21 protein-coding genes are annotated in these 19,290 nt (G+C 58.6%); 5 read left to right on the forward strand and 16 right to left on the reverse strand.

Annotated features, from left to right (window positions below; all coding sequences use genetic code 11):
• Position 1: 1 nt before the first annotated feature.
• Both ACR0JB_RS12590 and ACR0JB_RS12595 read left to right on the forward strand, forming a co-directional pair.
• Positions 2-322 carry a hypothetical protein gene (locus ACR0JB_RS12590; RefSeq protein WP_170361262.1) on the forward strand — a complete coding sequence of 107 codons (321 nt, stop codon included), beginning with the start codon at positions 2-4 and terminating at the stop codon, positions 320-322.
• A 162-nt stretch (positions 323-484) separates the two neighbouring features.
• Positions 485-1,015: a hypothetical protein gene (locus tag ACR0JB_RS12595; protein ID WP_170397060.1), complete on the forward strand. Its 531-nt coding sequence runs from the start codon at positions 485-487 to the stop codon at positions 1,013-1,015.
• A 50-nt stretch (positions 1,016-1,065) separates the two neighbouring features.
• Here ACR0JB_RS12595 and ACR0JB_RS12600 read toward each other — a convergent pair whose 3' ends face one another.
• The 3 genes from ACR0JB_RS12600 to pgsA are packed head-to-tail and all read right to left on the reverse strand — an operon-like array spanning position 1,066 to position 2,428.
• Positions 1,066-1,509, reverse strand: a complete 444-nt coding sequence (locus ACR0JB_RS12600; protein ID WP_170397058.1) for a molybdenum cofactor biosynthesis protein MoaE — start codon at positions 1,507-1,509, stop codon at positions 1,066-1,068.
• Position 1,510: 1 nt separating this feature from the next.
• Positions 1,511-1,756, reverse strand: coding sequence for a molybdopterin converting factor subunit 1 (gene moaD / locus ACR0JB_RS12605; RefSeq protein WP_170397056.1), 246 nt, complete (start codon positions 1,754-1,756; stop codon positions 1,511-1,513).
• A 3-nt stretch (positions 1,757-1,759) separates the two neighbouring features.
• Complete coding sequence (pgsA, locus tag ACR0JB_RS12610) at positions 1,760-2,428, reverse strand: CDP-diacylglycerol--glycerol-3-phosphate 3-phosphatidyltransferase (protein ID WP_170350739.1); 669 nt, start codon at positions 2,426-2,428, stop codon at positions 1,760-1,762.
• Positions 2,429-2,609: 181 nt separating this feature from the next.
• On the opposite strand from pgsA, the gene ACR0JB_RS12615 reads away from it, so the two are divergent.
• Entirely contained in the window at positions 2,610-3,494 is an 885-nt protein-coding gene (locus tag ACR0JB_RS12615; RefSeq protein WP_480789962.1) for a DMT family transporter, read from the forward strand.
• Here the strand turns inward: ACR0JB_RS12615 and uvrC are convergent.
• From uvrC to ACR0JB_RS12645, 6 genes are all read right to left on the reverse strand, one after another.
• On the reverse strand, positions 3,491-5,365 hold the full coding sequence (uvrC, locus tag ACR0JB_RS12620) for an excinuclease ABC subunit UvrC (RefSeq protein WP_170397052.1): 1,875 nt from the start codon (positions 5,363-5,365) through the stop codon (positions 3,491-3,493). The two genes, ACR0JB_RS12615 and uvrC, sit on opposite strands and share 4 nt — an antisense overlap.
• 290 nt (positions 5,366-5,655) lie before the next feature.
• Positions 5,656-6,435 (reverse strand): SDR family oxidoreductase, encoded by a 780-nt coding sequence (locus ACR0JB_RS12625; protein WP_170397050.1) that lies wholly within the window; start codon positions 6,433-6,435, stop codon positions 5,656-5,658.
• A gap of 21 nt (positions 6,436-6,456) precedes the next feature.
• Complete coding sequence (locus tag ACR0JB_RS12630) at positions 6,457-7,419, reverse strand: calcium/sodium antiporter (protein WP_170397048.1); 963 nt, start codon at positions 7,417-7,419, stop codon at positions 6,457-6,459.
• A 168-nt stretch (positions 7,420-7,587) separates the two neighbouring features.
• Entirely contained in the window at positions 7,588-8,385 is a 798-nt protein-coding gene (locus ACR0JB_RS12635) for a S49 family peptidase (RefSeq protein ID WP_170397046.1), read from the reverse strand.
• 114 nt (positions 8,386-8,499) lie between these two features.
• Complete coding sequence (locus ACR0JB_RS12640; RefSeq protein WP_170377866.1) at positions 8,500-9,261, reverse strand: ABC transporter permease; 762 nt, start codon at positions 9,259-9,261, stop codon at positions 8,500-8,502.
• Positions 9,258-10,187, reverse strand: coding sequence for an ABC transporter ATP-binding protein (locus ACR0JB_RS12645; RefSeq protein WP_170350745.1), 930 nt, complete (start codon positions 10,185-10,187; stop codon positions 9,258-9,260). The genes ACR0JB_RS12640 and ACR0JB_RS12645 overlap by 4 nt, the downstream gene beginning before the upstream one ends.
• Before the next feature lie 171 nt (positions 10,188-10,358).
• Between ACR0JB_RS12645 and ACR0JB_RS12650 the strand changes: the two genes are divergently transcribed.
• Positions 10,359-11,468, forward strand: a complete 1,110-nt coding sequence (locus tag ACR0JB_RS12650) for a CaiB/BaiF CoA transferase family protein (RefSeq protein WP_170397044.1) — start codon at positions 10,359-10,361, stop codon at positions 11,466-11,468.
• Positions 11,469-11,526: 58 nt separating this feature from the next.
• Here ACR0JB_RS12650 and hemE read toward each other — a convergent pair whose 3' ends face one another.
• Complete coding sequence (hemE, locus tag ACR0JB_RS12655; protein ID WP_170397041.1) at positions 11,527-12,561, reverse strand: uroporphyrinogen decarboxylase; 1,035 nt, start codon at positions 12,559-12,561, stop codon at positions 11,527-11,529.
• A gap of 107 nt (positions 12,562-12,668) precedes the next feature.
• Here hemE and hemC point away from each other — a divergent pair, with 107 nt between their 5' ends.
• The gene (gene hemC / locus ACR0JB_RS12660; RefSeq protein WP_170397039.1) at positions 12,669-13,628 is read left to right on the forward strand and encodes a hydroxymethylbilane synthase; all 960 of its coding nucleotides are present in this window, start codon (positions 12,669-12,671) and stop codon (positions 13,626-13,628) included.
• 222 nt (positions 13,629-13,850) lie between these two features.
• On the opposite strand, the gene ACR0JB_RS12665 is transcribed toward hemC, so the two are convergent.
• The 6 genes from ACR0JB_RS12665 to ACR0JB_RS12690 are packed head-to-tail and all read right to left on the reverse strand — an operon-like array spanning position 13,851 to position 19,289.
• Positions 13,851-15,128: an aspartate aminotransferase family protein gene (locus tag ACR0JB_RS12665; protein ID WP_170506957.1), complete on the reverse strand. Its 1,278-nt coding sequence runs from the start codon at positions 15,126-15,128 to the stop codon at positions 13,851-13,853.
• Between the two features lies 1 nt (position 15,129).
• A complete protein-coding gene (locus tag ACR0JB_RS12670; protein WP_170506960.1) occupies positions 15,130-16,233 on the reverse strand; it encodes a mandelate racemase/muconate lactonizing enzyme family protein in 1,104 nt (367 codons plus the stop codon).
• Positions 16,230-17,336, reverse strand: coding sequence for a mandelate racemase/muconate lactonizing enzyme family protein (locus ACR0JB_RS12675; RefSeq protein ID WP_170397033.1), 1,107 nt, complete (start codon positions 17,334-17,336; stop codon positions 16,230-16,232). The genes ACR0JB_RS12670 and ACR0JB_RS12675 overlap by 4 nt, the downstream gene beginning before the upstream one ends.
• A complete protein-coding gene (locus tag ACR0JB_RS12680; RefSeq protein ID WP_254437238.1) occupies positions 17,333-17,617 on the reverse strand; it encodes a cupin domain-containing protein in 285 nt (94 codons plus the stop codon). Before ACR0JB_RS12680 ends, ACR0JB_RS12675 begins: the two co-directional genes overlap by 4 nt.
• The gene (locus tag ACR0JB_RS12685) at positions 17,614-18,720 is read right to left on the reverse strand and encodes a mandelate racemase/muconate lactonizing enzyme family protein (protein WP_170397031.1); all 1,107 of its coding nucleotides are present in this window, start codon (positions 18,718-18,720) and stop codon (positions 17,614-17,616) included. Before ACR0JB_RS12685 ends, ACR0JB_RS12680 begins: the two co-directional genes overlap by 4 nt.
• Positions 18,717-19,289: a dimethylsulfonioproprionate lyase family protein gene (locus ACR0JB_RS12690; RefSeq protein ID WP_174821468.1), complete on the reverse strand. Its 573-nt coding sequence runs from the start codon at positions 19,287-19,289 to the stop codon at positions 18,717-18,719. The genes ACR0JB_RS12685 and ACR0JB_RS12690 overlap by 4 nt, the downstream gene beginning before the upstream one ends.
• Between the last annotated feature and the right edge of the window lies 1 nt (position 19,290).

The following is a 19,290-nucleotide window of genomic DNA, read 5'->3' on the forward strand; positions in this document are numbered from 1 at the left end:
GTTGAACAGAATCGAATTCATCATAGCCACCGCCATTATCCTGTTCTCGGCCTTTTGCATGGGCTGGTTCGCCAACTGGCTGGCCCATCGCCTGTCACGCGTGCGCCAAAGTGACGTGGCCGATCTGGACCGCATGAGCCAAGAGCTGCACGAGGCCGAAGAAACCCGCGATCAGGCGATCACCTACCTGCAACAGCGCGAGGCTGAGCTGACCAATCAACTGACCCAGGCCGAGGCTGAACTGGCCGCCGCCATGGACGGTCTGCGGGCCGCCCGACAAGAGGCCGAGGAGATGCGCGGCCGCATCAACAACGCGGATTGATCGAAACGGTTTGGGTAACCACTTTTGATTACCCGCGTTTATCGGCGAGATTTAGCCGACGACAGCGTACAATCTTCATTTTGGCAATAAATTCAATAATATGAATTGGTGCATTTTGCCTGCACATTGAACTGTTCACGATCCAAGAAACTGGAGTGTACTATGCTTTTCAATACAACTTTGAAGACCGCCGCAATCCTTGGGGTTTTCTCCACGACCGCTGCACTTGCCTCAAGCGACGCGATCCCGTCAGAGAATGACACCTTTACCAAATGGGGCGAAGAGTCCGGCTGGACCATCTATGTAGATGAAACCCGTGGATCCTGCCTGATCGAACGCGTCGATGAGAATAGCAACGTCGTTCAAATGGGCCTGACCAAAGATCAGGAAATGGGATATCTCGGTGTCTTCACCCAAAACGACATTGGTCTGAAAGGCAAAAAGGAAGAAATCATATTGTCGTTGGATGGCAACGTGTATTCAGCCGAAGCGCGCAAGAAGACAAAGCACCTCGCGGACGGGTACACCGGGGGATATATTCTGGCGAATAATCCACAATTCGTCGAAGACGTCATGAAGAAATACGAGATGACCGTCTTCCCAGAAAAAGAAACCGGATTTACCGTAAGCCTCGACGGTACTCTCAAAGCTATTGAGGCCGCGCGGACCTGCAACACAGAACAGAGCAGCTAAACCGGCATGCCAAAGACCGGCATCCGACAGACGGATGCCGGAACCACTCACTACCAGCGGTTCAGCGCGTCTTCGTCTTCGTCCTTGGCGTCGACCCATTGCGCGCCGGAATTGGTGATTTCCTTCTTCCAGAACGGTGCGCGGGATTTCAGATAATCCATCAGGTACTCCGCCGCCTCAAACGCATCCTTACGGTGCCGCGCGGCCGTGGCGACCATCATGATCCGGTCCCCCGGTGCCAGCCGTCCGTGACGGTGGATCACCAGCACATCGCCTAAAGACCAGCGCTGCTGCGCTTCTTCGGCAATCTTGGTAAGGGCCCGTTCAGTCATGCCGGGGTAATGCTCGATCTCCATCACATCCAGATCGCCCGAGGCCAGATCGCGCACAACACCGGTGAAGGTCACAATCGCCCCGTTGGCGTCGTCACCGGCGGCAAAGACGTTGGCCTCGGCTCCCAGATCGAACTCTTCTTCCTGAACCGCAATGCGCATCTTAACCGCCTGTCATGGGCGGGAAAAACGCCACTTCGCGCACGCCGGTCAGCGAAGCGTCAAAGTCCGACAGTTCCTGATCCAGCGCCACCCGCAGCGCGGACAGGTCTGCGAAAGCTGCGGCATAGCGGTCCTCGCGCGCGCTGAGTTCGGCAACCAGATCGGAAACCGTCGCGGCTTCGGTCTCGACCCGCTCTTTCGGCAGACCGATCCGTTCGCGAACCCAGGCGAAATACAGCACGTCCATCGCTTAGCTCTCCTTCAGATGGGGCATGGCTTTACGTAGGTAGTCATAGCCGGTGATCAATGTCAGCGTCGCGGCAATCCACAACAGCCACAGCCCAACGCGGCCCGACCAGAACATCCCCTCTAGATGCCAGCGCAGGTGGTTCACGTCCTCAATCTGCCCAGTCAGAGCCTGATCAATCAATTCCGGGTTCATCCCGAAAGAGCCCATCACGAAATTATGCTCAAAGATACCCTGCGAAAACAGCACCGCAATCGCCACCATCTGTGCCGTGGTTTTCCATTTCGCCAGCTTCGTCACCTTCAGCGTTCCGGCCGTGTCGCCCAGATATTCGCGCAGGCCTGACACGAACACTTCGCGGAACAAGATCACGGTGGCGGGCAGCACCAGCCACGGCGTCCAATGTTCGGCTGAATAGCCCACAAGGATCATCAGCGCGATCACCACCATCGCCTTGTCGGCAATCGGGTCCAACATAGCCCCGATCTTGGTTTCTTGTTTCCACGCGCGGGCCAGATAGCCGTCGAACCAGTCGGTGATCGCCGCTGTTAAAAACAGGATCAGCGCGAACCAGTCCGCATAGGGTCGGGTAAAATACAGAAACATCACGGCCAGACCGGGGGCTGCAATAAGGCGTAGCACGGTCAGGATATTGGGCAGGTTCCACTTCATGGTTTGGACATTACATCGCTGGTTGCAGACATAAAAGACGGCACCGCAAAAAACGGACCCGATCACAGGCAGTTGCGGCACGGTTGGTCAAAGGGTCGCAAGCTGGAACTCTCAGCCAGATACCCCCTTGGCGCGCGATCCCTTTACGGTCAGATTGGCGCGGTTTCTACGTGGCAGAGCAATGACAACACATATTCAAACCGATCCCCGATCAAATCTGACCGGCAGCGTCTGGATGATCTCGGCCATGGCGCTGTTCGCGTTAGAGGACGCGCTGCTCAAGGGGGCCTCGGCCACGTTACCTATATGGCAGATTCTGTTGTTGTTCGGCGCGGGCGGAACAGTGGTTTTTGCGATTGTCGCGATCGTGCGCGGAACACGATTGTTTCACCCCGATGTGCTGTCGCGACCGATGAAAGTGCGCGTGCTGTTCGAAATTCTCGGGCGGCTGTTCTATGTGCTGGCGATCACTCTGACGCCGTTGTCGGCGGCCACGGTAATCTTGCAGGCCACGCCTCTGGTCGTGGTGGCAGGTGCGGCGCTGTTCTTTGGCGAAACGGTCGGCTGGCGACGGTGGAGCGCCATCCTGATTGGCCTGATCGGCGTGGTGGTGATCATCCAACCAACCGGAGACAGTTTCACGGCCCTATCCATTCTGGCCGTGCTGGGGATGCTGGGTTTTGCCGGGCGCGATCTGGCCAGCCGGGCAGCACCGGCCACACTGGGAACCGAGGTGCTGGGGTTTTACGGCTTTCTCTGCATCATCGTCGCCGGGCTGGCCTATTGGTTCTGGGAAGGCGTGCCAATGGCAGCTGTGGACCTGCACACCAGCCTGCATGTCGGCGGAGCCGTCCTGATGGGAACCGCCGCCTACGCATCGCTGATGAAAGCCATGCGGACGGGAGAGGTTTCGGCCGTCACGCCGTTCCGCTATTCCCGCCTGCTGTTCGGCGTCGGCCTGGGCGTAGTTATGTTTGGCGAAAGGCTGGATCAGACCATGTGGATCGGTAGCGGGCTGATCGTGGCCTCGGGGCTTTATATCCTGTGGCGCGGGCGGCAGATCTAGCCCTTGTCGTGGAAGAAGTCATAAACCTTCTGCGCCAACCCGGCTGAGATACCTTCCACCGCCTTGAGATCGGCCAAGTTGGCCCGGCTGACCGCCTTGGCACTGCCGAAATGAGCCAACAAAGCGCGCTTGCGTGCCGCGCCCACGCCGGGGATTTCGTCCAACGGGGTCGCCCCCACGGCTTTGGCGCGCTTTGCCCGGTGGGTGCCAATGGCGAACCTGTGGGCCTCGTCCCGCAAGCGCTGAATGAAGTACAGCACCGGATCGTTGCGTTTCAGGGCAAAGGGGTGTTCGCCGATGCGATGGAATTCTTCCTTGCCGTGATCCCGGTCGACACCTTTGGCGACACCCACCATCGGGATATCCTCGACGCCGTGGGTTTGCATAATCTCATGCACGGCACTGACCTGCCCTGCACCGCCGTCTATCAGCAGCAGATCGGGCCACAGCCCCTTTTCGCGATCCGGGTCCTCTTTTTGCAGGCGGGTGAAGCGGCGATTCAGAACCTCTTTCATCATGCCAAAATCGTCGCCGGGGGTCAGATCATCGCCGCGAATGTTGAACTTGCGATAGGCGTTTTTCATGAACCCTTCGGGGCCGGCCACGATCATGCCGCCCACAGCATTGGTGCCTTGTATGTGGCTGTTGTCATACACTTCGATCCGGCCCGGCGGGGTATCAAGATCAAACGCCTCGGCCACACCGCGCAGCAGCTTGGCCTGCGTGGCGCTTTCCGACATGCGGCGGGCCAGCGACTCACGCGCATTGCGCAGGGCACCGGCGACCAGTTCCTGCTTTTCGCCGCGTTGCGGCACCAGGATCTCCACCTTGCGCCCGGCTTTCTCAGTCAGCGCTTCTTGCATCAGATCGGCGTTTTCGATGGCATCCGACAGGATCAGCTGCCGGGGCGGTTCCTTGTTGTCGTAGAACTGACCAAGGAACGCCTCCATCACCTCGGCCGGGGACACGTCCGGCCCTACACGAGGATAGAAATCCTTGTTGCCCCAGTTCTGGTTGGCCCGGATGAAAAACACCTGAACGCAGGCTTGACCGCTGTCCATATACAGGCCGATCACATCCGCTTCGGCCACACCGCGCGGGTTGATGCCTTGAGACGTCTGCACCTGTGTCAGCGCCCGGATACGGTCACGCAGGCTGGCGGCACGCTCGAACTCCATCGCCTCGGAGGCGGTCATCATCTGCTCGGCCAGTTCCTCTTGCACCTTGGTCGACCGGCCCGACAGGAAGCGTTCCGCATCCTTGACGCTTTCGCGGTAATCCTCCTCGGAGATCAACCCGACACAAGGCCCTGAACATCGCTTGATCTGATACAACAGACAGGGTCGTGTGCGGCTATCGAACATGGAATCCGAACAATTGCGCAGCAGGAATGCCTTTTGCAGCTGGTTCAGTGTCCGGTTCACCGCCCCGGCATTTGCAAAGGGTCCGAAATAGGCGCCCTTTTCCTTCTTTGCCCCACGATGTTTCTTGATCTGCGGAAAGGAGTGGTCTTTGGCCACCAGAATATTCGGGAAACTTTTGTCGTCCCGCAGCAGCACGTTGTACTTGGGCTTGAGCTGCTTGATCAGGTTCTGTTCCAGCAGCAGCGCCTCGGTTTCGGTCCGCGTGGTCAGGAACATCATCGAGGCGGTCGCCGCGATCATCCGTTCGATCCGTCCAGAATGGCCGGGCCGCGCATAATTCGACACCCGCGCCTTCAGGTTTCGCGCCTTTCCAACATACAAAACCCGGCTGTCACCATCCAGCATCCGATACACACCGGGTGAGCTGTCCAGCGTTTTTACATAGCGCTGAATGATGGCATAGCCGGTGGGCTGAGCGTTCGATGTTGGGTCGTCTTGGATGGTCATGGGCCTGAGATATGATTCTCTGACCATGGCTGCAATCTTGTGCCCTTCAGATCAAGAGAAAACAAATCCACGGTTTCTGTGGATAACTGTGGAGATAAGTTTCCGGGCGTCGCGAATTTCCCTTGTTTCATTAAGGATTCCCTGATCTGCACAAAAATTAGGCAGCATTTTAACTTATTGTTTTTAAACGAAACTATTTCATACACATGACAAGTGTATGAAAAAAAAGACATTTTTGTAACGTGCAGGTAACAGGAACGCGAGCGGTGCAAAACTTACGGCAGAATTACTTATTCTACGCCCAGGACATCCGGTGTCTGCCAGCCCAGATGTTGTCCGCCATCCACGCATAACAGCTGTCCAGTCACCGCATGCGCGTCCAAAAAATAGCCCAGCGCGGCGGTGATATCCGACGGGTTCGCGCCCCGCTCGAGAACCGTGTTGGCGCGCTGTGCCTTGAAGTGGTCTTCGCTCTGGCGATGGCCCTGCATGGTGGGGCCCGGCCCGATGGCGTTGACGCGGATCGCTGGAGTCAACGCCTGCGCAGCGGTACGGGTCAGCGCCCACAGGCCCATCTTTGCAATGGTGTAGGACATGAACTCGGGGGTCAGCTTGCGCACGCGCATGTCGACCATGTTGACGATCAATCCGGTGGCCAAGGGCTCTCCGGCGTCGTCCGTGTCGGGCGTCAGCCCTTGCTCGGCCATCGCCTGCGTCAACACAAAAGGCGCACGCAGGTTGCTGTCCATGTGACGATCCCAGCTTTGTCGCGTGGCCGTGTGGATATTGTCGTATTCAAAGATCGAGGCATTGTTGACCAGACAGGTGATCGGTCCGCCCAGCGCCTTGGCCGCGCGGGGCAGCAGGGCGCTGACTTGTGCCTCATCCAGTAGATCGGCCTGCAAGGCGACCGCCTTGCGCCCCAGCGCCTGAACCTCAGCCACGGTCTCCAGCGCGGGTTGTTCAGAGGTGGCATAGTGTACGGCCACATCATAGCCGCGACTCGCCAGATACAGCGCCATGGCCCGGCCAAGGCGAATTCCGGCACCAGTCACTACGGCTCGGGTCATGCAGGGTCCCTCTTTGTCACGTCACGCCAACAAAACGATGACATAGACCGCGTAGAGCAGAGTCAACACAATGCCCCAGGCGCGCGTGATGTCCCGCTTGAAAAACACGAACGGGATCAGCAACAGCGACGCGCCCAACATGACCCACAAGTCAAATTCAAGGAATTCCGGGTCTACGGGAATAGGGCCAACCAACGTGGCAATCCCGACAATGGCCAGCAGGTTGAACATGTTTGACCCGATCACATTGCCCAGCGCCACATCCGCCTGACGCCGCAGCGCCGCCATCACCGTGGTGGCCAATTCCGGCAGGGATGTTCCCACGGCAACCAGTGTGAGGCCGATCACCGTTTCGCTGACCCCATAGGTGCGCGCAATGACGGTCGCGTTGTCGACAAGAAGATGCGCGCCCATGGGCAGACCGATCAGGCCCAACACCAGGTAGATCGAAACCTTCCAATAGGCCATGTTGGGATCAGCCTCTTCCAGACCTTCCAACTCATCATCGTCGGCACAAGCCTCACCACAGGCCTTGCGATGCGCATAGGCCTCGCGGAACGCATTCCACAGAACAAGAGCCAGCGCAGCCAGCAGAATGGCCCCGCTGAACATGTTGAACACGCCACAGAACGCCAGCCCGATGAACAGAACCGAAGCGAGCAGCATGAAAACATAGTTCTTGCGACTGTCGCATTCGCTGGTGTGCAACGTGGCCAGCAAAGCAGGCAGGCCCAGAACCAGCAAGATATTTGCCGTGTTCGACCCGACCACGTTGCCCAGCGCAATCCCCGGCGCGTTCTCCTTGATCGCGCTGATCGCAATCAAAAGCTCGGGCGCGGATGTGCCAAAGGCTACGATGGTCAGGCTGACGATCAATGCAGGCACACCCATGCGCAGGCTTAGGTTCACCGCACCGCGTACCAGCGCATCACCCGCCAGCAGCAAGATCAGCAATCCAAGACCGGATAACAGCCATGCCGTCATGTCCGGCCTCCTTTTTCGCAGGCGCAGGGGCCTTTGCCGATCCTGAACCGCCCGCAGCGCGGACACCTTGACGATTGCAGCCTCTTTTGCCCTGGAAAGCGCAGCTTTCCGAACATCGCCAGCACACCCATGGCGATCAGAAACAGGGTGACAATCTTGATAATCACGTCACAAACCGAAACGCGCGTAGGCTGCACGCTCCTCAAGGCCGGCAACGGCATCCTGTGCCAGCGAAGCCCCAAAGCGCGACCAGAGAGGTTTGCGCAGCCCATAGCGGCGGAACTTGACCTTTTCGCCAAAGCGTTCCTGCAACTTGGGCTTCAGATGCGCGATGCCATCAATCAGCCCCAGTTCCTGCGCGCGCCGGGCCAGCCAGACCTCGCCCGTGAACAGGTCCTGACTTTCATCCAGCTTGCCGCCGCGCCGGGTTTTGACATGGGTGATGAAATTTTCGTGAATGTCAGCCAACAGCACTTCCAGCCGGGCGACGTCTTCTTTTTTCTCGGGTGCAAACGGGTCGAGCATGGATTTCGATTTTCCTGCGGTGTGCACACGGCGTTCGATACCCTGTTTTCGCAAAAGGACATGCGCGCCGAAACCCGAAGAGATCACCCCAATCGACCCCAGAACCGAGCTGTCATCGGCGTAAATCTCATCCGCAGCCGCCGCAAGCCAATATCCGCCCGAGGCTGCCACGTCTTCGACAAAAGCAATGACAGGAACGTTCAGTTCCTCAGATAACCGTCGAATACGCGCGCCGATCAGAGAGCTTTGGACCGGCGATCCACCGGGCGAGTTGACCTCAAGCGCGACGGCGGCAGGTTTGCCCTTGCGAAAGGCTTTCTCAAATACGGGTGCCAGCGCAGTGTCGGACATCGATCCACGACCGGCCATTCCGATTGCACCGGACAGGCGCACAACGGCCACGCAGGGTTGCTTTTTAATAAACGGCAGGCTGAGTTTCATGGGTGCCGATGTAGAGTGCCCCCAACCGGTAAACAAGGGACCGATTTACCGATAGACGTGACGTGAACACATTTCCTGAGGCCAGAGGGCAAAAATGCAACGCCTCTCTGTGGCTTAGCTACGAATGCGCCAACCGGTTTTAAAGATCCACCAGATGATGCCAAGGCACAGGCCGGTAAAGGCCAGAATGGCCAACAGGCTAAGCCCGATCGGAACATCCGCCAGCCCATAAAACGACCAGCGAAACCCCGAAATCAGATAGACCACCGGGTTGAACAAGGTGACCGTCTGCCAAAGCGGCGGCAGCATCGAAATGGAATAGAACGTGCCACCCAGAAAGATCAGCGGCGTCACGACAAGCTGCGGCACCAGCGACATCTGCTCGAAATTACTGGCCCAGATACCGATGATGAACCCCAACAGAGAAAAGCTGAGGCAGGTCAGGATCAGAAATGCAGCCATCGCAATCGGGTGTTCGATGCGCAAATCCACAAAGAAAGAGGCCGTAACCAGGATGACCAACCCAACGAAAAGTGCCTTGGTCGCGGCTGCCCCGACATAGCCGATTACAATCTCGATAAAATTCACCGGCGCCGAGAGAAGTTCATATATCGTGCCCAGAAACTTGGGGAAATAGATGCCGAAAGACGCATTGGATATTGCCAGCATCACCACCGACAGCATGATCAGCCCCGGCACGATGAAGGCACCGTAGGACACGCCTTCGATCTCTTGAATACGGCTGCCGATGGCGGTGCCAAAGACCACGAAATACAGCGAAGTCGACAGGACCGGCGACAGAAAGCTTTGCGCCAGGGTGCGGAAGAACCGGGCCATTTCGAACCGGTAGATGGCGGCAATGGCGGACCAGTTCATGCGGGCTCTCCGGACACCAGATTGACAAAAATTTCCTCAAGGCTCGACTGCCGCGTCTGCACATCACGCAACACCAGCCCCGCCTGCGCCACATCATTCAACAACGTGGTGATCCCTGTACGATCAGCATGCGTGTCATAGGTATAGATCAGCGCATCACCGTTACCATTCATCGTCAGGTTATGCACCGCCAGACTGTCGGGAATGGTCTGGATCGGCTCAGTCAGCATCACCTCGATCTGCTTCTTGCCCATCTGCGCCATCAGCGTGTGTTTGTCCTGCACAAGTAACAGCTCGCCTTTGTCGATGACGCCGATACGGTCAGCAATGGCCTCGGCCTCTTCGATGTAATGCGTGGTCAGGATGATGGTGACGCCGGCCTGTTTCAGTTCGGCCACGATCTCCCACATATCCTTGCGCAGTTCGACATCAACGCCGGCGGTGGGTTCATCCAGAAACAGCACCCGCGGCTCATGCGACAGTGCCTTGGCGATCAGCACGCGACGCTTCATACCGCCGGACAGTTCTTTGATCGCGTTCTTGCGTTTGTCCCACAGGGACAGCTTGCGCAAAATTTCTTCGATCCGCGCATCATTGCGGCCTAACCCGAACAGACCACGCGACAGGCGGACCGTGTTCCAGACCTTCTCAAACGGTTCCAACGCGATCTCTTGCGGCACCAACCCGATCATCCGGCGTGCGGCACGAAAATCGGTCAGGATATCGTGACCGCCTACCGCAACCGAACCCGAGGTCGGTGTGGTGATGCCGCAAATGGTCGAAATCAGCGTCGTCTTACCCGCCCCGTTCGGGCCCAGCAGCGCCAGGATCTCCCCCTGCTCGATATCCAGCGAGACGCCCTTCAGCGCCTCAAACCCTCCGGCGTAGGATTTGCGCAGATCCTTGATCGAAAGAATGGTTGTCATGCAGGTTCCTCGTTCTGGCGGCGACCCTACCTCGCCCGCCCGACACAGAACAGGTCAATTCCGCACACCGCCCTGCGCTTTTTTGCGGTTCGGAAAGGCGCCATTGCACGTAACTCCGGCCTTGCAATTCACCGGACAAGTCGAAACCCTGCGCCGAAACGGAGAGGCGCAATGCTGAACGGTATTCGGATTATCGAGATCGAAGGGCTCGGCCCTGCCCCCTTTGCCGCCATGCTGCTGGCGGATATGGGCGCGGATGTCATCACCATCCACCGCAAGGTACGGGCGGCAACACCTGGCATGCCGGAACGCTCGGTTCTGGATCGCGGAAAACGGTCGGTTGATCTGAACCTGAAGGACGAGAGCGATCTGGAAGTTACCAAACGGCTGATCGCCTCGGCTGATGCGCTGATCGAAGGGTTTCGCCCCGGAGTGATGGAGAAACTCGGCCTTGGTCCCGAACCCTGTCACGAAATGAACCCCAAGCTGGTCTACGGCCGGATGACAGGCTGGGGTCAGGACAGCCCCTTGTCGGACACGGCCGGACATGACCTGAACTATATCGCCCTGTCCGGCGCGCTCTGGTACGGATCACCCCCCGATCAACCGCCGCAGACCCCCGCCACACTGGTCGGTGATATCGGCGGAGGAGCGATGTATCTGGTCGCTGGCCTTCTGGCCGGGCTTCTGAACGCGCAGAGCACGGGCCAAGGCACCATCGTCGACGCCGCCATTTATGATGGCTCGGCACATATGATGAACTTGCTTATGAGTCTGAACCAATCCGGCAACCTGTCTGACGCACGCGGTCAAAGCCTGCTGGACGGCCCCCATTGGAGCCGCACCTACGCCTGTGCCGACGGCGGGTTCGTGACGGTCCAATGCCTCGAACCCAAATTCTATGCGCTTTTCCTGCAAAAGATGGGCCTGTCCGACGACAAGATATTCGAGCCCCAGTTCGACCCGTCACTCTGGCCCGCGCAAACCCGCAGCCTTGCCGCCATATTCGCCGCAAAGCCACGCGACCATTGGGCAAATCTGTTCGCAGGAACAGATGCCTGTGTCGCCCCGGTTCTCAGCCCGACCGAAGCACAGGCCCATGAGATGAACACCGCCCGCAACACATGGCTGCGTATCAACGGTGATCTCCAGGCCGCCGCCGCCCCGAGATTTTCCAACCATGCGTGGGCCCCGAAACCAAGCCCGGCCCGTGGCGAACACAGTGTGGAAATTCGGGCGGAGCTCGAAACTCTTCGCCGATCCGCCTCTTCATCTGGCTAAAAATACCTCGGGGGATGAATTGGCCACAGTCCAAGAAGGGGGCTGGCCCCCTTCCCGACTACCGCCCGCGAACTGTATCGATCATCAGCTGCACATTCGCAGGGTCAGCATCCGGCGTGATCCCGTGACCCAGATTGAAAATATGTGGCCCTTTTGAGAACGCCTCGACAATCCGGCGCGTCTCATCCACCAAAGCCTGCCCTCCGGACACCATATGGGACGAGGCCAGATTGCCCTGAACACAGCCATCCACCTGCACATGCTTGGCCCCCCATTCAGGCGAAACTGAATTGTCCAGCGCGACACAGTCCACACCCGTTGCCTTGGCAAATCCGATATAGCCATCCCCGGCCTCTCGCGGGAAACCAATCACCGGGATATCGGGGTGGCGTTCCTTAATGGCCTGCGTGATCACACGACAAGGCTCAAGCGCATATTTCCGGAACGCATCCCCTTTCAGTGACCCGGCCCAGCTGTCAAAGATCTTGACCACTTCAGCCCCGGCCTCGATCTGCGCCGAGAGGTATTCGATGGTCGCCAGCGTAACACGCTCCAACAGTGCCTCGAACAGGACGGTGTTTTCCTCGCGCAGCGCATGCGCGGGCCCCTGATCCGGGGTGCCGCGCCCGGCAATCATATATGTCGCAACGGTCCAGGGCGCGCCCGCGAAACCAATCAGAGTGGTCTCGGACGGCAATTCGCGCGACAGGATGCGCACCGTCTCATAAACCGGCGACAGCGTTTCATGGATATCCTCGACCGGTTTCAGCGCATCGAATTCCGAAGCTTGCGTTATGGTCGACAGACGCGGGCCTTCTCCGGTGACAAACCACAAATCCGCGCCCAGCGCCTGCGGTACCAGCAGGATATCGGCAAACAGGATCGCTGCGTCGAACCCATAGCGGCGGATCGGCTGCAACGTCACCTCGGCCGCCAGTTCAGGGTTATAGCATAGCGACAGAAAATCCCCAGCCTGCGCGCGGGTTGCGCGATACTCGGGCAGATACCGCCCGGCCTGACGCATCATCCAGATCGGCGGTACATCCTGCACCTCACCCGCCAGTGCCCGCAGCAGTTTCTTTGTCTCGGCCATCTTTGCCCCCAATCGTCTGGTTTGTCGCAACGGGTCGGCCCTCAGTGGCAATTTGTCAAGGTGTGCCCCCATTGTCAGGGCAATGTGACGCGACTAAAGCTTGGCGCATGACACTGACCATGCCTTCCCCCGACTCACCGCTGAAGATTGGCACCCGTGGTTCGCCTCTGGCGCTGGCGCAAGCATACGAAACCCGGCAACGGCTGGGCACTGCATTTGACTTGCCGGACGAGGCGTTCGAGATCGTGGTGATCAAGACCACCGGCGACAACCGCGCCATGATCGACGCGGACCGCCCGCTGAAAGAGATCGGCAACAAGGGCCTGTTCACCAAAGAAATTGAAGAGGCGATGCTGCGCAGCGATATCGACATCGCAGTGCATTCCACCAAGGACATGCCGGTGGAACAGCCCACAGGTCTAGTGCTGGACACGTTCTTGCCGCGCGAAGATGTGCGCGACGCCTTCATCTCACCCAGCCTGACCTCGATCCACGATCTGCCGCAGGGTGCCGTGGTCGGCACCTCATCGCTCCGCCGCAGGGCGCAATTGCTGAACCGACGGCCTGATCTGAATGTGGTCGAGTTTCGCGGCAATGTGCAGACCCGCCTGAAGAAGCTGGCCGACGGCGTGGCGGACTGCACCTTTCTGGCCATGGCAGGCATCCGCCGCTTGAACATGGCCGAGGTTCCCGCCACGGCCATCGCCCCCGAGGACATGCTGCCCGCAATTGCACAGGGCACCATCGGTATCGAGCGTCGTAGCGACGATTCCCGTGCAGCGGGTATGCTCGAAGCGATCCACCATACCGAGACGGGTCAGCGCCTGGCCGCTGAACGCGCCCTGCTGGCGGCCCTAGACGGGTCCTGCGAAACCCCCATCGCGGGTCTTGCCGAAGTGCAAGGCGGACAACTGCGCCTGCGCGGCGAAGTGCTGCGCCCCGATGGGTCCGAGGCGATTGCCGAAGACCAAACGGGCACGATTTCCGACGGCCCCGAGATGGGCCGCGTCATGGCACAAACACTGTTGAAACAAGCAGGTCCGGGCTTCTTCGATTGGAGAAGTTGAGAAAAATTTGAGTAATGTGAATTACTTCACTGTAGATTGCATTCCGATCTGGCATCAAGGTGTCATACCGATGTGGTGAAGGGGCGATCTCGATAAAGTCGAAAGTTTTTTCAGTATATTCGCTTAAGTGGTATTCGAGGGGGCGAGACTGCACCAAATCACTAATCGGTTAGGGCCGCTGTCATATTTTGACAGCGGCCCATTTCATTTCAGATCAATCGTTCAGGCTGCACTGATCGCCTGTACAGCTTTTTCAACAGCCGCCCGGGTCTGTTCCAGATCGGCTTCGGTCACGGCCAATGACGGATACAGCTTGCCCGGAGATTTGAAGATCCCATTTGCGCGCAACGTATCGTTGTAGAGGGTATTTCGTTGTGGATCGTCATGTCTGGCGCTGCGGTAATCGCGACAGGCCCTATCGGTGAAATAGATATCGAACAGCGTTTCATCTCCGACGACCTGATGCGAAATACCCGACTTGGTCAGCGCGTCGACCTGCATCTGCTGCAATACCACCCCAGTTGCGCGCAGCTGGTCATAAACCCCGTCGCGCCGCAAAACCTCGAGGGTTTTCAAACCTGCAACCGAAGCCACCGGATTGCCAGACAAGGTGCCCAACTGCATCAGCCAGCCTTCTTCGCCGACCTGCGCCTTGTTGAAATGCTTCATAATCTCGGCGCTGGCACCCAGCGCGGCCAGAGGGAAGCCGCCGCCTGTAGCTTTGCCCAAAGTGCAGATATCGGGCGTCACGCCGTATTTTTCTTGCGCGCCGCCATAGGCCAGGCGGAACCCGGTGACGATCTCGTCAAAGATCAGAAGAACGTGGTGCTTGTCGCACAGATCGCGCAAGCCCTGCAGGTAACCGGGTTCAGGCGGCACGATCCGTTGCAACGGCTCAACCATGATCGCAGCGACGTCATTGTTTTCGTCCAACAGGGCGGCCACCGCCTCAAGGTCATTAAAAGGGGCAACCAACACCTGTTCGGCCACGCTGTCAGGGATACCGGCACTGTCTGGCACGGCTTGCGGAAAGTTGACCTGCCGGCTGGGCGCAAGACTCATCTGCGCCTCGGCGCTCATGCCGTGATAGCCGCCTTCGAATTTCAGAATCTTGCTGCGCCCCGTATAGGCGCGGGCCAGACGGATCGCATACATGTCCGCCTCTCCGCCCGAGGCGACAAACCGCACCTGTTCGCAACAAGGCACCGCATCGATGATCGCCTCGGCCAGCTCAATGCCTTTGGCGTTGTTGGCAAAGAAGGTCATGCCTTTGGGCAATTGCTCCAGTACGGCCTCCATCACCTCGGGGTGGCCATGACCCAACAGCATGGGCCCCGACCCGATCAGATAGTCGATATATTCATTGCCGTCCTCATCCCAGACACGGCTGCCTTCGCCGCGGGCAATGATGATGCCAGGATCGAAATTGCCAAACCCTCCGGCGGGTAGAACTGCATTGGCGCGGTCGATCCATTCGGATTGTGTGCCTATCTTCAGCATCTCAAACGATCTCCAATATCGGGGAACCAAGAACTTCCGGGTCAGGTGAAACACCTAATCCTGAACCTTCGGGCGGAGCAATCCGGCCGTTTTCACGATTTGGTGCATCCTGGCAAAGTCGAGGGGCCACATAGGTCGACAGGTCACAGGTATTCAGCAATGATCCGTGCGGCGTCGACGCCGCAAAGTGCAACGATGCGGCCGTAACAATATCCGACCCCCAGGTGCATTCGGCGCAAATTTCTGCCCCCAGATGAACGGTCAGATCCCGCGCGCGGCGCATGGCCGACAAGCCGCCAAATTTGGACAATTTCAACGCCACTGCATCCATGCACCCCAGTTCATGCGCCCGCATGAGCGAGGCCAGATCAAATGCGTTTTCGTCAATCTTCATCGGCAAGCCGGTGGCCTGTCGCACAGCGGCGCAGTCTTCCAGCGTTTTACAAGGCTGCTCCAGCATCACGTCCAGATGCGCAACGGCCCGCCCCGTGCGTGTGGCTTGCAAACGCGACGCGCCACAGTTCCAGTCGCCATAGACGAGAGGGCCCGGTCCCACGGCTTCACGCACTTTGATCAGACGTGCCGCATCGGCCTGCCAGTCGCCCTCAATCCCCAGCTTGACCTGAAACTGGCGAATGCCGGTTTGATAAGCGGTTTTGGCGATCCGCGCCATGTCGTCTGGCGCGATACAGGTGATCGAATGATAGAGCGGCATGTCCTTCCGCGTCCGCCCGCCCAGCAAAGCATAGATCGGTTGGCCCGTGGCCTGACCAAACAGGTCCCACAGGGCAATGTCGACAATGGATTTGGCATAAAGATGCCCTTGCAAGAACCCATCCAGTTTACGCATCGGAGCGTCGACGCCAAACGGGGAAACCCCTATAATCTGCGGTCCCATTTCCGCCACTGCCCCCGGCACGCCATCAGCAAAGGCTGGCAGGTAATGGGGGATCGGGCAGACCTCGCCCCAACCTTTCAGGCCGGTATCCGTTTCCAGACACAGAACATGGGTTTTAACTGTGGCACAGGTCTTACCCTCGGCCATGTGGTAGGTCTCGTGACTGGTCAGATCGACAGACCAGAGCGTTATCTTGGTGATCCTCATTGATAAACTCCAACCGGATCGCCAAGCGCCTCTTTGTCGGGATGAACACCAAGCCCCGGTGTTTCCGGAAGGTGCAGGTGACCTTCGATGTTACGCGGCCCGCGCCCGGCGGCGATATCAACCGTGATCATATCCTGACAAGCCCAGACCGCGTGGCAATTGTCGTCCGGGATGGTAGAGGCAAGATGCAGTGCCTCGGTATCGGCCAGAACCGAGCCGCCAGTGGCCATCACGAACATGTCGATCCCGTGCGCCAGAGCGATATCTCGCATCCTAGCTGCTTTGGTCAGACCGCCGACGCGATTCAGTTTGATCCCGAACACCTCGGCCAGCCCGTCACGGGCAATCCGCGCAGCGTCCTGCAAGGTGACCAGGCTTTCATCTATCGACACGGGTGAGGCATGACGGCCCGAGATCGCGGCAATATCATCCAGCGTCTCACCGGGCTGTTCAAAAATGACGTTCAGATCCTCGCAGGCGCTCATTACTTGCAGGGCCTGTTGCCGGGTCCAGCCTCGGTTGACGTCATAAAGGACGATCTCACCCGGTCGCCGAATGCTCTCCACGTCGCGCACACGAGTAATGTCACGTTCGACGTCACCGCCGATCTTTACCGAATGGGCAACGTAGCCGCGGTTGCGATACCGCTCCATGACCTCGCGGGTTTCTTCCACAGTCTTGGCCCCGACCGAGGACGCAATCGGACGGGGCGTACGCGACCCGCCGCCCATCAGGTCCGCTATCGGCAGGCCCGCCGCCTGACCGGCAATATCCCAGCACGCCATGTCGATCGGGCTTTTGGCATAGAGATGTCCGGGCAGCGCGGTATCCATTGCCCGTTCCACATCCAGCACTCGTCGCGGATCAAGGCCCAGAATGAACGGCGCCATGGTTTGAATGCCCGCGCGAATTCCCGGCCCATGTGCAGGCACATAGGTGTGACCCCAAGGAGTGCCCTCGCCCCAGCCGATCAGCCCGGCATCAGTTTCCACCTTAACCAGCGTCGCATCCAGCACGTCGAATTTCAACCGCCCACCAGACAGCCAATAGGGATGCTCTAACGGCAAATCGACGTGATAGACCGAAAGGCGGGTGATCTTCATTTCAACTCCACCTCGACAAAGGACATGGGGGTATCCCCAGCGTTGATGACGTTATGTTCCACCCCTTCGTCGCGGCGATAGGCGGTTCCAGCGGGAACTGTCACTTCGTTGGCTGTTCCATCGGGCAACTCCAACCGCATCTGGCAATCGGTGACAGCCATGATGACGTAATCCATCGCGTGACGGTGCCAGCCAGTTTCAGCGTCGGGGGCAAATTCAAAGCGCGTCACCCGCACACGTGCGTCATCAATCATTTGGGTTGCAACAGCTTGCGGTCTCATAATCTAAACTCCTCAACAGGCGCACCGAGGCTTTCGAAATCGGGCACTACACCCATTCCTGGTACATCCGAGGCGTAGAGCTTGCCATTCCGCGACATTGGTCCGCCGATTCCGGTAGAACGCGTGTTGTAGTTCATCAGGTCGGTTGTGTTTTGCAGGTAGTCGGACGGGGTCGAGGCGGCAAAATGGGCGACAGCCGATGTCGCAATTTCCCCACCCCATGTGTCTTCGCTGACCACCGGAATGCGGTTTTCGACCAGATAGTCCCGCACCCGCCGCGCCTTGCTTAGCCCACCAAGGTTCGAGATTTTGAGACAGCAGATCTCGGCCCCGCGATTCGCGACGATGCGCTGCGCCATGTGCATACCAGTCAGGCATTCATCCAGCTTCATCGGTTGCTCGGCCACGCGGCGTACCTGCTGGCATTCTTCATAGGTGCGGCAGGGCTGTTCCAGAATGTAATCCAGATCGCGCGTTGCGCGCGCCACCCGGATCGCGTTGTCAACGCGCCAGCCCTGATTGGCATCGGCCATCGCCTTTTCACCAGGTTGAAGCAAAGGCAGTGTCGTCCGGATACGGTCAATATCCGTGACCCAGTCGCTGCCGACCTTAATCTGAAACTGCCGGTACCCCTGCTCGCGGTACCGGTTCATTTCGGCGACCGTCTCATCAACCGCTTTCTGAGGCGCGACGCGATACATCGGCGCGCCGTCGGTCAGCTTACCGCCCAGCAGCATCCAAACCGGTTGATCACAAGCCTGCCCCAGAATGTCCCAGCACGCGGCATCAAACGGAGCCTTTGCGTACCCATGTCCCTGAATCAAATGATCCATATGCTGTTCGATGCGCCCCACCTGTCGCGGGTCCTCGCCCAACAGCGACGGAGCAACCAACCGGGCCAGCGCGGCGACGCCTTCGGAATGCGCAACCATATAGTTCTCACCACAAGGTGTGAATTCTCCGCACCCCTGCAGACCCGCATCTGTGTCGATGACGACGACTGACGCAGTTGCGGTTTCAATCGCGTTGCCCGCCCCCCAAACGTAGGCCCCGCCCACATAAGGCAGACCGGTCTGGAACACGCGCACACGGGTGATTTTCATGCGGCATCCATTCGTGGCAAATCGCCCATTCCCTCGCCGCGCCAAAGAACGAAGGTCAGGATCGGCTCATCTATTGTGGTCATCGCATGGCTTTGCCAACTGAGGTGATGGCGTGTCTGGTTGGGACCGATATAGGTTTCGTTCCCTTCGATGCGAAACCTTGCTCCGCCACCGACAACCAAATAGAGTTCCTCAGCCTGATGGCTGTGCCAATCATAATTCAAACCTGCCCCCCAATAGGCGACGTAGCCGCGCAATTGGGTCGAGTGGAAATGCCCAGTTGGCCCGAACAATTCATAATAGCCGAAGCGGTTTAGGAAATCGGCCCCGACCTCTTCTTCGGTATAGGTGTGCTTCCATTGCGCCAGATGTGCGGTTGCCCTGATCGCATCGGACAGGGATTGCGTGGCGTCGCCGGTCGGGAATTCAGTTTGCTGAACCAACTCCACTGCCAGGATTTGGTTTGGTTCCAAACCTGTCGCTACAAGATCGTCAGGCCAGGCACCAAAACCTGAAAGATCAGGGTGGGATTGATGCAGCTGCCGGGCGGCCTCTAGAACGTCGTCCATT

This window comes from Ruegeria sp. BI7 (genome assembly GCF_056537925.1).

Bases quoted from the DNA above. Each gene is read 5' to 3' on its own strand.
- ACR0JB_RS12595 (WP_170397060.1), top strand. From the start codon at position 485: ATGCTTTTCAATACAACTTTGAAGACCGCCGCAATCCTTGGGGTTTTC.
- ACR0JB_RS12600 (WP_170397058.1), bottom strand. From the start codon at position 1,509: ATGCGCATTGCGGTTCAGGAAGAAGAGTTCGATCTGGGAGCCGAGGCC.
- moaD (WP_170397056.1), bottom strand. From the start codon at position 1,756: ATGGACGTGCTGTATTTCGCCTGGGTTCGCGAACGGATCGGTCTGCCG.
- pgsA (WP_170350739.1), bottom strand. From the start codon at position 2,428: ATGAAGTGGAACCTGCCCAATATCCTGACCGTGCTACGCCTTATTGCA.
- ACR0JB_RS12615 (WP_480789962.1), top strand. From the start codon at position 2,610: ATGACAACACATATTCAAACCGATCCCCGATCAAATCTGACCGGCAGC.
- uvrC (WP_170397052.1), bottom strand. From the start codon at position 5,365: ATGACCATCCAAGACGACCCAACATCGAACGCTCAGCCCACCGGCTAT.
- ACR0JB_RS12625 (WP_170397050.1), bottom strand. From the start codon at position 6,435: ATGACCCGAGCCGTAGTGACTGGTGCCGGAATTCGCCTTGGCCGGGCC.
- ACR0JB_RS12630 (WP_170397048.1), bottom strand. From the start codon at position 7,419: ATGACGGCATGGCTGTTATCCGGTCTTGGATTGCTGATCTTGCTGCTG.
- ACR0JB_RS12635 (WP_170397046.1), bottom strand. From the start codon at position 8,385: ATGAAACTCAGCCTGCCGTTTATTAAAAAGCAACCCTGCGTGGCCGTT.
- ACR0JB_RS12640 (WP_170377866.1), bottom strand. From the start codon at position 9,261: ATGAACTGGTCCGCCATTGCCGCCATCTACCGGTTCGAAATGGCCCGG.
- ACR0JB_RS12645 (WP_170350745.1), bottom strand. From the start codon at position 10,187: ATGACAACCATTCTTTCGATCAAGGATCTGCGCAAATCCTACGCCGGA.
- ACR0JB_RS12650 (WP_170397044.1), top strand. From the start codon at position 10,359: ATGCTGAACGGTATTCGGATTATCGAGATCGAAGGGCTCGGCCCTGCC.
- hemE (WP_170397041.1), bottom strand. From the start codon at position 12,561: ATGGCCGAGACAAAGAAACTGCTGCGGGCACTGGCGGGTGAGGTGCAG.
- hemC (WP_170397039.1), top strand. From the start codon at position 12,669: ATGACACTGACCATGCCTTCCCCCGACTCACCGCTGAAGATTGGCACC.
- ACR0JB_RS12665 (WP_170506957.1), bottom strand. From the start codon at position 15,128: ATGCTGAAGATAGGCACACAATCCGAATGGATCGACCGCGCCAATGCA.
- ACR0JB_RS12670 (WP_170506960.1), bottom strand. From the start codon at position 16,233: ATGAGGATCACCAAGATAACGCTCTGGTCTGTCGATCTGACCAGTCAC.
- ACR0JB_RS12675 (WP_170397033.1), bottom strand. From the start codon at position 17,336: ATGAAGATCACCCGCCTTTCGGTCTATCACGTCGATTTGCCGTTAGAG.
- ACR0JB_RS12680 (WP_254437238.1), bottom strand. From the start codon at position 17,617: ATGAGACCGCAAGCTGTTGCAACCCAAATGATTGATGACGCACGTGTG.
- ACR0JB_RS12685 (WP_170397031.1), bottom strand. From the start codon at position 18,720: ATGAAAATCACCCGTGTGCGCGTGTTCCAGACCGGTCTGCCTTATGTG.
- ACR0JB_RS12690 (WP_174821468.1), bottom strand. From the start codon at position 19,289: ATGGACGACGTTCTAGAGGCCGCCCGGCAGCTGCATCAATCCCACCCT.